Source organism: Terrabacter sp. C0L_2 (genome assembly GCF_036352015.1).
GTDB classification, from domain to species: domain Bacteria; phylum Actinomycetota; class Actinomycetes; order Actinomycetales; family Dermatophilaceae; genus Terrabacter; species Terrabacter tumescens.
In genome coordinates this window covers 4,388,003-4,401,967 of the sequence record NZ_CP143557.1, presented here as the reverse complement: position 1 = coordinate 4,401,967, position 13,965 = coordinate 4,388,003, and the positions used below count along the sequence as shown (strand labels likewise).

At 71.7% G+C, this 13,965-nt stretch carries 12 protein-coding genes and 1 tRNA gene; 8 read left to right on the top strand and 5 right to left on the bottom strand.

Going from position 1 to position 13,965, the window contains the following annotated elements; genetic code table 11:
* Positions 1-59: 59 nt before the first annotated feature.
* Both U5C87_RS20465 and U5C87_RS20460 read left to right on the top strand, forming a co-directional pair.
* Positions 60-530, top strand: coding sequence for a molybdenum cofactor biosynthesis protein MoaE (locus U5C87_RS20465; protein ID WP_330474276.1), 471 nt, complete (start codon positions 60-62; stop codon positions 528-530).
* 14 nt (positions 531-544) lie between these two features.
* Positions 545-1,666, top strand: a complete 1,122-nt coding sequence (locus U5C87_RS20460; protein ID WP_330474275.1) for a YlbL family protein — start codon at positions 545-547, stop codon at positions 1,664-1,666.
* Positions 1,667-1,680: 14 nt separating this feature from the next.
* Here U5C87_RS20460 and U5C87_RS20455 read toward each other — a convergent pair whose 3' ends face one another.
* On the bottom strand, positions 1,681-2,211 hold the full coding sequence (locus U5C87_RS20455; RefSeq protein ID WP_330474274.1) for a PPA1309 family protein: 531 nt from the start codon (positions 2,209-2,211) through the stop codon (positions 1,681-1,683).
* A 186-nt stretch (positions 2,212-2,397) separates the two neighbouring features.
* On the opposite strand from U5C87_RS20455, the gene U5C87_RS20450 reads away from it, so the two are divergent.
* The 4 genes from U5C87_RS20450 (at position 2,398) to U5C87_RS20435 (ending at position 7,340) form a co-directional block, all read left to right on the top strand.
* The gene (locus tag U5C87_RS20450) at positions 2,398-5,418 is read left to right on the top strand and encodes a UPF0182 family membrane protein (protein ID WP_330474273.1); all 3,021 of its coding nucleotides are present in this window, start codon (positions 2,398-2,400) and stop codon (positions 5,416-5,418) included.
* 145 nt (positions 5,419-5,563) lie between these two features.
* A tRNA-Met gene (locus U5C87_RS20445) sits at positions 5,564-5,637 on the top strand.
* Positions 5,638-5,779: 142 nt separating this feature from the next.
* Entirely contained in the window at positions 5,780-6,286 is a 507-nt protein-coding gene (locus tag U5C87_RS20440) for a hypothetical protein (RefSeq protein WP_156035122.1), read from the top strand.
* A 193-nt stretch (positions 6,287-6,479) separates the two neighbouring features.
* Positions 6,480-7,340, top strand: coding sequence for a hypothetical protein (locus U5C87_RS20435; RefSeq protein ID WP_330474272.1), 861 nt, complete (start codon positions 6,480-6,482; stop codon positions 7,338-7,340).
* Positions 7,341-7,400: 60 nt separating this feature from the next.
* On the opposite strand, the gene U5C87_RS20430 is transcribed toward U5C87_RS20435, so the two are convergent.
* Both U5C87_RS20430 and U5C87_RS20425 read right to left on the bottom strand, forming a co-directional pair.
* Positions 7,401-9,101 carry an aminotransferase class V-fold PLP-dependent enzyme gene (locus tag U5C87_RS20430; protein ID WP_330474271.1) on the bottom strand — a complete coding sequence of 567 codons (1,701 nt, stop codon included), beginning with the start codon at positions 9,099-9,101 and terminating at the stop codon, positions 7,401-7,403.
* 85 nt (positions 9,102-9,186) lie between these two features.
* Positions 9,187-9,576 (bottom strand): hypothetical protein, encoded by a 390-nt coding sequence (locus U5C87_RS20425; protein ID WP_330474270.1) that lies wholly within the window; start codon positions 9,574-9,576, stop codon positions 9,187-9,189.
* Positions 9,577-9,705: 129 nt separating this feature from the next.
* Between U5C87_RS20425 and U5C87_RS20420 the strand changes: the two genes are divergently transcribed.
* Both U5C87_RS20420 and U5C87_RS20415 read left to right on the top strand, forming a co-directional pair.
* Positions 9,706-11,025 (top strand): M16 family metallopeptidase, encoded by a 1,320-nt coding sequence (locus U5C87_RS20420; RefSeq protein ID WP_330474269.1) that lies wholly within the window; start codon positions 9,706-9,708, stop codon positions 11,023-11,025.
* A complete protein-coding gene (locus U5C87_RS20415; RefSeq protein ID WP_330474268.1) occupies positions 11,022-12,410 on the top strand; it encodes a M16 family metallopeptidase in 1,389 nt (462 codons plus the stop codon). The genes U5C87_RS20420 and U5C87_RS20415 overlap by 4 nt, the downstream gene beginning before the upstream one ends.
* 82 nt (positions 12,411-12,492) lie before the next feature.
* On the opposite strand, the gene U5C87_RS20410 is transcribed toward U5C87_RS20415, so the two are convergent.
* Positions 12,493-13,107 carry a GNAT family N-acetyltransferase gene (locus tag U5C87_RS20410; RefSeq protein WP_330474267.1) on the bottom strand — a complete coding sequence of 205 codons (615 nt, stop codon included), beginning with the start codon at positions 13,105-13,107 and terminating at the stop codon, positions 12,493-12,495.
* Between the two features lie 64 nt (positions 13,108-13,171).
* On the bottom strand, positions 13,172-13,963 hold the full coding sequence (gene hisN / locus U5C87_RS20405; RefSeq protein ID WP_330474266.1) for a histidinol-phosphatase: 792 nt from the start codon (positions 13,961-13,963) through the stop codon (positions 13,172-13,174).
* Between the last annotated feature and the right edge of the window lie 2 nt (positions 13,964-13,965).

The window sequence follows — 13,965 nt, the reverse complement described above, 5'->3', positions numbered from 1 at the left end:
CCGGTCAGGCGGCAGGAGCGCGACGGGACGGCACGCGGGCGTCGGCCACGCGGCATACCATGGCGGGCGTGACGGTCACCCTTGCCGAGATCCGTGAGACACCTCTGTCTGTCGACGAGGTGCTCGCGAGCGTCTCCTCGCCCCGAGCCGGTGGGGTGTGCCTCTTCGTCGGCACGGTCCGCGACCACGACGGGCCCGCCCACGGCACGCGCGGCGACGGCCGCGACGCCTCCGCCGACGCGGCGGTGGCCGCCCTCGACTACTCCGCGCACCCCCAGGCCGCCGAGACGGCCCGGGCGCTCGCCGAGCGACTCGCCGCCGACGGCCGGGCCGTGCAGATCGCCGTCGTGCACCGCGTCGGACACCTCGAGATCGGCGACATCGCCGTCGTCGTCGGCGTCAGCGCCGAGCACCGCGGCGAGGCGTTCGACGTCTGCCGCGAGCTCATCGACGAGTTCAAGGCCACCGTCCCGATCTGGAAGCACCAGCAGTTCGCCGACGGCGCCGACGAGTGGGTCGGGCTGCCGTGAGGACGATCAAGCGCGTGCCGGAGCAGCCCGCCGGCACCGAGCTGCCGACGCGCGCCGAGGTGCTCGAGGGCGAGGGCCGTGGGCGCCTGACCCGCGGCAACAAGGCCGTCCTCGCCGCCTTCTTCGCCTTCCTCGTCATCATGGTGATCGGCTCGGTCGTGCACCTGCCGTACGCCGTCATGAGTCCCGGCCCGACGCAGGACACCCTCGGCACGTCGGCCGACGGCAAGCGCACGCCGATCATCTCAATCTCCGGTCTGCCGACCTACCCGACCGACGGCGCCCTGCGCTTCACGACGGTCCGGGTCGAGGGCGGCCCGGGCTACCCCGTCGACGCGTGGGACATCCTCCAGGCGTGGATCGACCCGGCGCGCGACGTCCTGCCGGTCGACGACGTCTTCGACCCGCAGGTGACGCAGGAGCAGGTCGCCGAGGAGAACGCCATCCAGATGGAGGGCTCGCAGGAGGAGGCCACCGCGGTCGCGCTCCGGGCGATCGGCAAGGACGTGCCGACCCACGTCGCGATCGCCGGCATCACCGAGTCGTCCAAGGCCAAGGGCCTGCTCGTGGTGGGCGACCGTCTCGAGAGCATCGCCGGCGAGCCGATCACCACGACCCAGGCCGTGCGTGACGTGCTCCAGAAGACCAAGCCCGGTCAGTCCGTCTCGATGACCGTCACCCGCAAGGGCAAGGAGCAGACGGTCGACGTGCCGACCATCGCCGGGCAGGGCGGGCGCACCGCCCTCGGCGTCCTCCTCGGGCTCGACCACGACTTCCCGGCCAAGGTCACCATCGACGCCGGCGCCATCGGGGGACCGTCCGCGGGCCTGATGTTCTCGCTCGGCATCTACGACAAGCTGACGCCCGGGCCGCTGGCGGGCGGTCGCCAGATCGCCGGGACCGGCACCATCGACGACCAGGGCGACGTCGGGCCGATCGGCGGCATCCGCCAGAAGCTCGCCGGTGCCCGCTCCGACGGGGCCGAGTACTTCCTGGCCCCGGCCGGCAACTGCGACGAGGTGGTCGGGCACGTGCCCGACGGCCTCTACGTCTTCAAGGTCGGCACGTTCGACGAGGGCCGCGCGGCCGTCGAGGCCATCGCCAAGGGCCAGACGGGCTCGCTGCCGCGCTGCTGAGCTGCCGCTGAGGCTCAGTCCTCGAACGTCGCCTTGAGTGCCTCGACGAGGCCGGGCGCGATGTCCTTGCCCGTCGCCACGGCGTCGTCGGAGTCGTGGTCGCGCTGGCGCAGCAGGCAGATCGAGGCGCCGCTGCGCAGGACCGCGACGACGAGGCGGACGTCCTTGCGGTCCGGGTGCGCCGCGAGGTGGTCGACGGCGTCGTCGCCGCGTGAGGGCAGCTCGCGCTCGGCCTCGGGCGGCACGACCATCCGCTCGATGGCGAAGGCGCAGCCGTCGACCTCGTCGGGCCAGGCGAGCCGGCCGAGAAGGGTCTCGAGCGAGCTCGACGTCGGCAGGCCCTCCTGCTCGATGGCCGTCAGGGCGCCCTCGGCGAGGTCGGAGGGGCCCATCTGCTCGCGCAGCTGCGGCTCGCGCTCCAGCAGGTCGGCGGTGCGCACGAGGGCGAAGAGCCTGGCGGGCTGGTCCCAGCCGGCGGCGGCGACGTGGCGCTCGGTGTCGAGGGCGGCGATGGCCAGGGGGTCGATGACGGGCTGAGGGTTCACGTGACCATGCTGCCGTATGCCGGCCGGCGGGCCACCACGGACCCGTGTGGTCTCGTGCGGGTCACGTTGCCTCGTCACCCCGCGGGAGCCTGCGGAGCGCGGGTTATGGTTGCCGCAGGCGGCCGAAGGAGGCCGCCCACGGGTCCGCCCGACCACCTGCCCGCCCCAGCACCCAAGGCACTCCACGTGAGCGACAGCAACTTCGGCCCCCCGCCGGGCAACTTCAACGACGACGAGTCGGGTGCGCCCCGACACCGTGACACCGCCACCGTGCCCCCGCCTCGACGCCCGCTCGTCACGGCGCTCGTCGTGGCGGCCGTGCTGCTCGTGGTGATCGCGATCGCAGCGCAGTTCTGGACGGAGGTGCTGTGGTACCAGTCGGTCGGCTTCTCCGGCGTGTTCAGCACCCAGATCGTCACGAAGGTGCTGCTCGGTCTCGTGGGCGGTCTGCTGACCGCGGCGATGGTCTGGTCGAGCATCCACTTCGCCTTCCGCAACCGCCCGATCTACGCGCCGTCGCCCGACACGCAGGCGATGGAGCACTACCGCCAGCTCGTCGAGCCGATGCGGCGCACCGCCACCGTCGCGGCGCCGCTCGCGGTCGGTCTCTTCGCCGGGCTGTCGGCCGCGACCCAGTGGGACACCTTCCTGCTGTGGCGCAACGGCAGCGCGTTCGGCACCAACGACCCCGAGTTCGGTCTCGACATCGGCTTCTTCGTCTTCGACCTGCCGTGGATCAACTTCGTCGTGGCGTTCCTGACGATGATCCTCGTCATCGGCTTCATCACCGCCGCCTTCACGCACTACCTCTACGGCGGCATCGTCGCAGGCACGAAGATGCGCTCGACGCAGGCCGCGCGCGTCCACCTGTCGGTCATCGCCGCCGTCCTCGTGCTCGTGCGCGCCGTCGCCTTCTGGGTCGACCGCTACAACCTCGCGACCGCGCAGTCGAGCAAGATCACCGGCATCCAGTACACCGAGTCGCACGCGATCATCCCGACCAAGGGGATCCTGGCGATCGCCGCGGTCATGTGCGCCGTCATGTTCCTCACGACGATCTGGACGCGCTCGTGGCGCCTCCCGCTCGTCGGGGTCGCGGTGCTGGCCGTCATCGTCGTCGCGGTCGGCGGCATCTACCCAGCGCTCGTGCAGTCGCTCAAGGTGCGCCCGTCGGAGAAGTCGCTCGAGGTGCCCTACATCCAGCGCAACATCGACGCGACGCGCGCGGCCTATGGTGTCGACCAGATCAAGGTCGACCCCTACGACACGAAGACGGTGGCCACACAGAACGCCCTGCGCGACGACGCCGCCACGGTGCCCGGGATCCGGCTCATCGACCCCAACGTCGTCAGCCCGACCTTCAAGCAGCTCGAGGCGAGCAAGGGCTACTACCAGTTCGCCGACGTGCTCGACGTCGACCGCTACCAGATCGACGGCAAGTCCCAGGACACCGTCATCGCCGCGCGCGAGCTCGACCTCAACGGTGTCCCGGACGCGCAGCGCAACTGGCTCAACGACCACACCGTCTACACTCACGGCTACGGCGTCGTCGCGGCCAAGGGCAACACCCGCGAGAGCGACGGCCGGCCCTCCTTCTTCGAGTCGCAGATCGGCACCGAGGGCGCGCTGGGCAAGTACGAGCCGCGCATCTACTTCGGCGAGAGCTCCCCGGAGTACTCCATCGTCGGTGGCAACAAGCAGGAGTTCGACTACCCGGACCCGAAGGGCACCGGGCAGATCAACTACACCTACGCCGGCACGGGTGGGGTGCAGCTCGACGCCATCAAGCGGATCGCGTATGCCGTGAAGTACCGCGAGATCAACTTCCTCCTCTCCGACGCGGTGACCAACGACTCGCGCGTGCTCGACCACCGCACGCCGCGTGAGCGCGTGCAGCGTGTCGCCCCGTGGCTGACGCTCGACGGCAACGCGTACCCCGCCGTCGTCGACGGTCGGGTGCAGTGGATCCTCGACGGCTACACCACGTCGGCGAACTACCCGTACTCGGAGAACACGACGCTCGACAGCGTCACCGAGGACGCCGTGACGAGCACCCGCACGTCGGTGCGGGCGGTCCAGGCCGGCCAGGTCAACTACGTCCGCAACTCCGTCAAGGCCACGGTCGACGCCTACGACGGCACGGTGACGCTCTACCAGTGGGACGAGAAGGACCCCGTGCTCAAGGCGTGGATGTCGATCTTCCCCGGCACGGTCAAGCCGCTCAGCGACATCAAGGGCTCGCTCATGTCGCACCTGCGCTACCCGGAGGACCTTTTCAAGGTCCAGCGCAAGCTGCTCGAGAAGTACCACGACAAGGACGCGGCGTCCTTCTACGGCGGCCAGAACTTCTGGCGCGTGCCCGACGACCCGACGCAGGCCGACGCCCTGCCGCAGCCGCCCTACTACCTCTCGCTCGCCATGCCCGGCCAGCAGAGCCCGGCCTTCTCGCTGACCTCGACGTTCATGCCGACCGGTGACCGCAACGTGCTCTCGGGCTTCCTCGCCGTCGACGGCGACGCGGGGTCGGAGGATGGCAAGAAGTCGCCGAACTACGGCACCCTGCGCCTCCTCGAGACGACCGGGGGCACGGTCAACGGTCCGGGCCAGGTCTACAACGACATGCGCAGCTCGGCGGTCTCGTCGAAGGACCCCGAGCTGCCGACGACGCTCGCGCAGTACATCGGCACGACGAACTCCAACGGCAACGCGGTGATCTTCGGCAACCAGCTGACCCTGCCGGTGGGTGGTGGCCTGCTCTACGTGCAGCCGATCTACTCGCAGGCGCGGTCGCAGTCCGGCTCCTACCCCCGACTCGTGGCGGTCGCGGTGTCGTTCGGCAACAAGATCGCGTGGGCGGGCTCGCTCGACCTCGCGCTCAACGACCTCTTCGGCGGCTCGTCGGGCGCATCGGCCGGCGACAACGGCACGGGCACGCCGTCGAACCCCGGCACGACGCCCACGCCGGGGAGCACGGCGACACCGACCCCGACGCCGTCGGGTACGGCGACGCCGGCGCCCTCCGGCACCCCGAACGCCGCGGCGCTGTCCCAGGCACTCAAGGACGCGGAGACGGCCTACGCCGACGGCGAGGCGGCCCTCAAGCGCGGCGACTTCGCGGCCTACGGCCAGGCGCAGACCAAGCTCAAGGACGCCCTCAAGCGGGCCGTGGACGCCTCACCGCAGTCGGTGCCGACGACGAAGCCCTGATCGCAGCACCCTCGTGGACGACCTGTGGCAGCACGCGAATCGCGTGCTGCCACAGGTCGTTCCGGCGTCCGAGGCCCTGATCCGAGCGGATGTGGCACCTCGATTTGGTCCTGCGGGAGGTTTCGCGTAACGTTGCTCTTGCCGACGCGGGGTGGAGCAGCTCGGTAGCTCGCCGGGCTCATAACCCGGAGGTCGCAGGTTCAAATCCTGCCCCCGCTACTGATCGCGTCAGCGAAGACGAAGGGCCCGGAGAGATCCGGGCCCTTCGTCATGTTCGGGCCCCCTCTGGCGCATCCGCGTGCGATCGCGGCAGGCTGTCCCTCAGGACGTCGCGACCGGCGACGCGGACGAGGGGGTGGCCGTGCCGACGGAGAAGGTGCGGGAGCGAGCCGCGCGGATCATCGCGCAGGGCAACCCTGCGGGGCTGCTCTACGGGGCGATCATCACCGGCGCGGTCATGAGCGCCACGGCGAACCACGCACCGTCGACGGCCCGGGTCGTCATCGCGGCCGTCTTCGTGCTCGCCGTCTACTGGCTCGCCGACGTCTACGTGCGGGCGTTCGCCGACCAGTTCCACAACGGCCGTTCGTCCCTGCCCGGCCGGCTCGCGCGGGCGGCGCGACACGAGTCGCGAGTGCTGGCAGGCGGCGTGCCCGCCATCGTCGTGGTGCTCGTGGCCTCTCTGCTCGGGGCCGACACCGCGCTGGCGGTCAGCCTCGCGCTGTGGCTGACCGCCGTCGAGCTCGGAGCCGTCGGCTACCTCGCTGCTCGGCACGTCGGCGCAAGCCGGAGGGCGGCCTTCGGCGAGTCGCTTGCCGCGGCCCTGCTCGGCCTCGTCATGGTGCTGGCCAAGACCTTCCTGCACTGAGCGGAGGGTGCCCGTGCGTCTCTGGCCCATTCGCCTGTCACGCACCGCCCCCGTCTGAGACATTCGCCTTCTCGGTCTGGCACGCAGGAGGTGCGTCATGACGTCGAGCCCACGAACCGGCCCGTCACGCGGTACACAACCCGGCCCACGAGCCGCCCGCCCGCGCGGGCACGGGCCGGCGCGGTCCGCCCGGGTGCGCGCCCATTGGGCGGCCGCGACTGCGATGATCGTGGGCGCGCTGGGGTCGCTCGTCCTGTCGTCGCAGGCCGCGGCCGCCGCCACGACGCAGGGTCGCGCGATGTGGGTGTGGTCGTGGTCCGACGCCGGGTCGGTCGTCCAGCTGGCCCAGTCGCGCGGCGTGGACACGCTCTTCGTCGCCGTGCCCCCGGACCTGACGACGAGCTCGAGCCTGCCCAGGGTGCGCGACCTCGTGACGCAGGCCCGGGGCGCTGGGCTGCGGGTCGACGCGCTCGGCGGTGACCCGGGGTGGGTCGACAACCCGACGTGGGCCGTCGACCACTGGGTCCGGCCAACCATCGCGACCGGCCTGTTCACCGGCCTGCACGTCGACGTCGAGCCGTGGACGACGACGGCGTGGACGACGCGACAGGCGACGACCGTCTCGAAGTACCTCACCCTGCTCGACCGGCTCGTCACCGCGAGCGGCGCCCGGCCGGTCGAGGCCGACATCCCGTTCTGGTTCGACCAGGTCAAGGCGGGCAAGAAGTCGACGCTCGACAGGGAGGCGATGCGCCGCGTATCGGCCGTGACGATCATGGCCTACCGCAACACCGCTGCGGGCGCTGACGGCACGCTGGCGGTCGCCGCGGCGGAGCTTGCCTCGGCGGCCTCACTGGGTAAGCCGGTCCGCATCGGCCAGGAGACGAACTACCTCGGGCCGGACCCGACCGAGGTCAAGCAGACCTTCTACGGCCAGACCCTGACGCGGATGAACGACCAGCTCGCACAGGTGGATTCGGGTGCCAGGACCTACGCGACCTACGTCGGCATCGCCGCCCACGACTTCACAGGGTATGCCGCGATGGCTCCGTGACGGGGCCGGTGCACGTGCGCAGGGAGCCGGGTGGGGGAGCGGACCGGAGGTGGGGCGCGGTCAGTGGGACAGGCTGCGGACGGGCAGCTCGAACCAGCGCAGGTGGTCGAAGTCGACGTTGACGTGGGCCTCGTCGCACCGCTCGCGCGTGGCCGCGGCGAGGATCGCACGCGCGTCCTCGAGGTGGCCGGCGAGTGCGTCCTCACCCGCCCGCTCGTGCTGCGCGGGGTAGGAGAGGTGACCCTCCTCGAAGCTGACCTGGTGGAGTCGGAGGGGTGGCTCGACCGGGCCGTCCTTGTGCTTCCAGAGCCCCGTCGCCGGCTCGAAGACGTAGTCCCCGAGCAGGCGCCACCCCTCGCGCGCCACGAGGCGGACAGCGTCGATGACGTAGTCGGCGACGACGTCGGAGATGAAGTAGTTGAAGTTGACCCGCACCCAGCCTGGCTTGATGCCCTCGCAGCCGCGACCGATCTCGCGCTCGAACTCGTGGGACCGCTCGAGGTCGATGCCGAGCAGGTAGTGGCCGTAGGGGCCGGCGCACGAGCAGCCGCCTCGGGCCTGGATGCCGAAGAGGTCGTTGAGGACCGCGACGACGAAGTTGTGGTGCAGGTAGCGCTCGCCGTGCGCCCGCACGACGAACGAGACGATGGACAGGCGCTCGGCGTCGAGGTTGCCGAGGATCTCGATCGCCGGCTCCTGCTGCCAGGCCTCGACCGCGCGTCGGAGGAAGCGGTCCTCGCGGGCGCGGATCGTCTCGGTGCCCACTGCCTCCTTGAGCTTGAAGACGAGGCCGGCGCGGATCGACTCGATGATGGCCGGGGTGCCGCCCTCCTCGCGGTGCGCGGGGTCGGTGAGGTAGTCGTGGTCGTCGGGGTTGACGTAGGCCACGGTCCCGCCACCGGGGACGTCGGGCACGCGGTTGGTCATGAGCTCGCGCCGCACGACGAGCACGCCCGGCGTGCTCGGGCCGCCGATGAACTTGTGCGGGCTGAGGAAGACGGCGTCCTTGTATGCCGTGGGGCCGGCCACGCCGCGGCCGCCGCGGCCGTACATCTCGATGTCGACGTAGGGCGCCGCCGCGGCGTAGTCCCAGAACGCGAGCGCGCCGTGCTCGTGGAGCAGCGAGGAGATCGCGTCGGTGTCGGTGACGATGCCGGTGACGTTGCTCGCGGCCGAGAAGGAGCCGATGAGCAGCGGGCGGTCCGCGTGCTCGACGAGGCGCGCACGCAGCACCTCGATGTCGACGTGCCCGTCGAGGTCCTGCGGGATGACGACGACGTCGGCGACGCACTCGCGCCACATGACCTCGTTGGAGTGGTGCTCGTACGGGCCGATGAAGACGACGGGGCGCTGGTCAGCGGGCACGAGCTCGCTTGCGTGCCAACGGTCCTCGAAGTTCGAGGGGATGCGCAGGCCGAGGATCCCGACGAGCTTGTCGATGGCCCCGGTGCAGCCGGAGCCGGCGAAGACGACCACCGTCTCGTCGTCGCCTCCGACGGCGTCGCGGACGGTGCGTCGGGCATCCTCGCGGAGCCGGGTCGTCTGCAGGCCGGTGCCGGAGCTCTCGGTGTGCGTGTTGGCGTAGCGGGGGAGCACCTCGTCGCGGATGAAGTCCTCGATGAAGGTGAGGCCACGGCCCGAGGCGGTGTAGTCGGCGTAGGTGACGCGGCGCGGCCCGTAGGGGCCGTGCATCACCTGGTCGTCTCCGATGACGCTCGAGCGGATCGTGTCGAGCAGGGCCTGCGTCGATGGTGCTCCCATGGCCCCAGCATAGCCGCTGGTGATGGGCCGGGTGAGTAGCATAAGTAGCGGTTATGGAGAGCTGCGGGCTCGGAGCCCGCCTCGGTCACGGGCCGGGCACCACGCATACGACCGTGCCCGTCCCGCCCTGCGCCAGAGCGCTCGTGAACGCGCGGCTCGACCCGTGCTGTGCGCACAGGCGACGCACCGAAAACTCGTCCGTGAAGGCGTTGCGCTGCACGAAGACGACCGTCCCGAGCGACGAGGCGTCCGCGCAGTCCACCGTCCGCACGTCGCCGGCCTCGCTCGCCGTGACGCACCGACCGATCGTGATGTCCCGGGTGCCGTCGTCGTAGGTGACGGCGCGGTAGACGAGGAAGGCGAGGACGGCGAGCAGCAGCGGTCCGAAGCGGCGCAGGACGGTGGCCCTCGAGGAGCCCGCGGTGGGACCGGCCGGGTCAGGAGTGGAGTCTGGGGTGGAGTCAGGGGTGGACATGCGGGCTGGCTCCTGGCGGTTCGGTGGCGGGTCTGCCGGGTCGGCCCCTGCGCGACGGGCCGCGTGCGGCGCCACCGTACGCGACGGCGACGCCTCATCTTCGCCGCTCCGTCGCATAGGGTCGAGCCCGTGACAGCGATCTCCTACCCGCTCGCCGAGCGCACCCTGGCCAACGGCCTGCGCGTCATCGTCAGCGAGGACCACACGGTGCCCAACGTCGCGGTGAACCTCTGGGTCGGCGTCGGCTCCCGGCACGAGACCCCCGGACGCACCGGCTTCGCCCACCTCTTCGAGCACCTGATGTTCCAGGGGAGTCGCAACGTCGCCTCGGGCGAGCACTTCTCGGCGCTCATGGACGAGGGCGCCCGGCTCAACGCGACGACGTGGTTCGACCGCACGAACTACTTCGAGACGGTGCCCACCGGCGCGCTCGAGCTCGCCCTGTGGCTCGAGGCCGACCGGCACGGCCACCTGCTCGACGCGCTGACGCAGGAGAACCTCGACAACCAGCGCGACGTCGTCAAGGAGGAGAAGCGCCAGCGCTACGACAACGTGCCCTACGGCTCGGCGCTCATCGACATCTACGCGACCGTCTTCCCCGAGGACCACCCTTACCACCACCCGACCATCGGGTCGATGGAGGACCTCGACGCCGCGACGCTCGAGGACGTCCACGCCTTCTTCCGCGCCCACTACGGGCCGAACAACACCGTCCTGACCCTCGTCGGCGACGTCACCCCCGAGGACGGCTTCGCAGCCGCCGAGAAGTACTTCGGACCGCTGCCGGCGATCGAGCTGACCCCGCGGCCACGACACCCGCAGCTGGCGCCGCTGGTCGAGCCGGTGCGGCTCGACCGCGTCGGGGACGTGCCCAACGACCGCCTCTACGTCTCGTTCCGCCTCCCCGTCGACACGACCCCCGACTACCTCGCCTGCCAGGTCGCCGTCGACGTCCTCGGCGGCCTCTCGAGCTCGCGTCTCGTGCGCCGGCTCGTGCGCAAGGACGAGACCGCCGTCGCCGTGGGTGGCTGGACGATGGGCCTCGTCGACGGCTCGGGCCTCGGCACGATCACCATGGACGTGTCCGCCGGTGCCGACGTCGACGCGGTCGAGGAGGCCGTGTGCGAGGAGATCCGCCGTTTCGTCGACGAGGGCCCGGACGCCGCGGAGCTCGAGTCCGTCATCGCCGACACCGAACGCTCGTGGCTCAGCGCGCTCGCCAGCATCGAGGAGCGTGCCGACCACATCAGCCACCACGCGCTGCTGACCGGCGACCCGGCCTACGTCAACACCTTCGTCGACCGCATCCGCTCCGTCACCGCCGAGCAGGCGCGCGCGGCGGCAGCGGCCTGGCTCGACCCGGACTCGCGGGCCGTCGTGCGCTACCTCGCCGAGGACGACGTCGACCAGACCGGCCCTGACCACCACCTCTCGGAGGAGGCCTCATGACCACCGTCGCCCGCCCCGTCGTCGCGCCGCCCGAGCCGTGGGAGTTCCCCGAGGGCAGCAGCGTCGACCTGCCCAACGGCCTGCGCCTGCTCACCTACGACGTGCCCGGCCAGTACGTCATCTCGGTCCGCCTCGGGCTGCCCGTGTCGCTGCGCGACGAGCCGCGTCAGCTCGAGGGCCTGGCCTCGATCATGGCGCGCACCCTCGACGAGGGCACCGAGCAGCACAGCGCCGAGGAGTTCGCGCGACTGCTCGAGCGCAAGGGCGTCAGCTTCGGCGCGGGCATGGCCGACGCCGGACTCTCGATCGACCTCGACGTCGTCAAGGGCAACCTCGAGCCGGCGCTCGACCTGCTGCGCCAGATCCTCACCGAGCCCGCCTTCCCGCAGGCCGAGGTGGCTCGCCAGGTGCGCACCCGGATCGCCGAGATCGAGCAGGAGCGCTCGGTCGCGGCCCACCGCGCCGGGCTCGAGTTCGTCCGCACCTACTACGCGCCCGACGACCGCTCGTCCCGGCCGACCGGTGGCACGCGCGACACGGTGTCGTCCATCACCCGCGAGGACGTCGCGGCCTTCCACGCCGAGCACGTCGTCGCCTCGGGCGTGACCGTGGTCGTCGCGGGCGACCTGGCCGGCCTCGACGTGCCGGTGCTCGTCGAGGCAGCCCTCGGCGGATGGGCCAAGGGACCGAGTCAGCGCGAGCGCCACCTCCAGCACGCCGCGGCCCTCGCGCCCGACCGTGGTCGGATCGTGCTCGTCTCCCGTCCCGGCTCGGTGCAGACCGAGTTCGTCATCGGCGCACCCGGCCCCGACCGGTCCGTCGAGGGCGGATGGGCTCCCTACCCGGTGCTCGGCTTCGTCCTTGGTGGCTCGCCCAACGCCCGCATCGACGCGGTGCTGCGCGAGGAGAAGGGCTACACCTACGGCATCCGGTCGAGCTTCCGCCCGCGGCGGCGGGGAGGGGTCTTCCTCACCTCGGGCTCGGTGCGCGCCGACTCGACGGCCGAGTCGCTGCGCCTGCTCGTCGAGATCCTCGAAGGCGGCCGGGACGGCTTCACCGACAAGGAGATCCGCTCGGGCGTCGACTTCATCTCCAAGACCGCGCCCGGCCGATACGCCACGGCTGACGCCATCGCCGACGAGGCGGTCGGCATGGCGCTCGACGGCCGGACGACGGCCTTCACGACGGCCAACCTGCGCGACCTCGCCACCGTCGACCGCGCGAGGGTCGAGGCGGCATACGCCCGCTTCGCCGAGGAGGCGGGGATCGGGTCGGGTGGTCCGGGCGCAGGCTGGACGATCGTCATGGTCGGCGACGCCGACGCCCACCTCGAGGCGATCCGCGCCCTCGGACTGGGAGAGGTCACGGTCGTCACCGACGCCTGACCCCCGCTTCCCCCACCGAACGCAGCGTTCGGTCCGGGGTGTGGCCGCGGGGTGTGGCCGCGGCGTGTGCCGGACGAGCGGGTCAGGGCCGGGGTGCGGGGGTGAGGGTGCGCTCCATGACGAAGTCGTCCTCGAGGACCCCGCCGACGAGGAACTGCTTGGTGCCGACGCGCTCGAAGCCGCTCTTGGCGTAGAAGCGCTGCGCCCGCTCGTTCTGCTGGTTGACCCCGAGCCAGACCCCGGCGGCGCCGGCGTCAGTGGCCCACTGCAGCGCCGCGGCCATGAGCAGTGCTGCGGCGCCGGTGCCGTGCGCCTGCGGCAGCACGTAGATCTTCGACAGCTCGACCGTCGGCCGCAGCCGGATCGCGGCCCTGACGTCGTCGCCGGAGGGCTCGCCGTCGACGAGCATGGCGTAGCCCAGCGGCGTGCCCGCGACCTCGGCGAGGAGGACGTGGCGAGCGGGGTCGGCCAGGTAGCCGGCGAAGCGCTCGGGGGAGAGCACCTCGGCGATGAAGGCCTCGACCCGCTCCTGCGTCATCGACGGCGGGCACGCCAGCCCGAACGTCGCCGCGGCGACCTCGGCAAGGGCGCCGACGTCGGCGGCATCGGCGGGGCGGACCGTCGCGGTCGGCGCGGGGCGCTCGTTCGGGTCGGACGCCTCGGACGTGTCGGACGGGATGCCCGAGTGGCTGCGCATGCCCAAAGGCTAGGCCGCGCAGGGCGATCCACCCAATGCCGCTCAACCCGTGGGCTCGGCGGGCTCAGGCGGAGGGCATGCCGATCCGCGAGAGCACCTCGTCGTGCAGCAGGCCGTTCGTGGCCAGGGCGTTGCCGCTCCAGCAGCCCGCGCGTCCGTCGAGGCCGGTGAAGCGACCGCCGGCCTCCTGCACGATGGCGACGAGGGCCGCCATGTCGTGGACGGCGAGCTCCGGCTCGGCCGCGATGTCCGCGGCCCCCTCGGCGACGAGCATGTAGGACCAGAAGTCGCCGTAGGCGCGGGTGCGCCAGCAGTCGTCCATGAGGTCGAGGAAGTCGTCGCGCCGTCCGCGCACGCGCCACCCGGCGAGGGAGGAGTACGACAGCGACGCGTCGCCGAGCCGCCCGACCTGCGACACGGAGATGCGCCGCGCCGAAGACAGGGAGCGGCCCGTCCACGCGCCGGAGCCGGTGGCCGCCCACCAGCGCCGCTGGAGGGCGGGCGCCGCGACGAGGCCGAGCACGGGCACGTTGTCGACGACGAGCCCGATGAGGGTGGCCCAGACCGGGACGCCGCGCACGAAGTTCTTCGTGCCGTCGATGGGGTCGATGATCCAGCGTCGCGGGCCGTGTCCGGTCGCCTCGAACTCCTCGCCCTCGACGGCGTCACGCGGTCGGGTGCGCTTCAGCTGGTGCCGGACGAGCTCCTCGGCGGCCCGGTCGGCGTCGGTGACGGGCGTGAGGTCGGGCTTGCTCTCGACGACGAGGTCGGCGGCGCGGAAGCGTGCCATCGTCACCCGCTCGACGGCATCCGCGAGGACGTGGGCCAGACGGAGGTCGTCGTCGTAGGAGGTCACCG

Bases quoted from the DNA above. Each gene is read 5' to 3' on its own strand.
- U5C87_RS20465 (WP_330474276.1), top strand. From the start codon at position 60: ATGGCGGGCGTGACGGTCACCCTTGCCGAGATCCGTGAGACACCTCTG.
- U5C87_RS20430 (WP_330474271.1), bottom strand. From the start codon at position 9,101: ATGGGAGCACCATCGACGCAGGCCCTGCTCGACACGATCCGCTCGAGC.
- U5C87_RS20425 (WP_330474270.1), bottom strand. From the start codon at position 9,576: ATGTCCACCCCTGACTCCACCCCAGACTCCACTCCTGACCCGGCCGGT.
- U5C87_RS20415 (WP_330474268.1), top strand. From the start codon at position 11,022: ATGACCACCGTCGCCCGCCCCGTCGTCGCGCCGCCCGAGCCGTGGGAG.
- U5C87_RS20410 (WP_330474267.1), bottom strand. From the start codon at position 13,107: ATGCGCAGCCACTCGGGCATCCCGTCCGACACGTCCGAGGCGTCCGAC.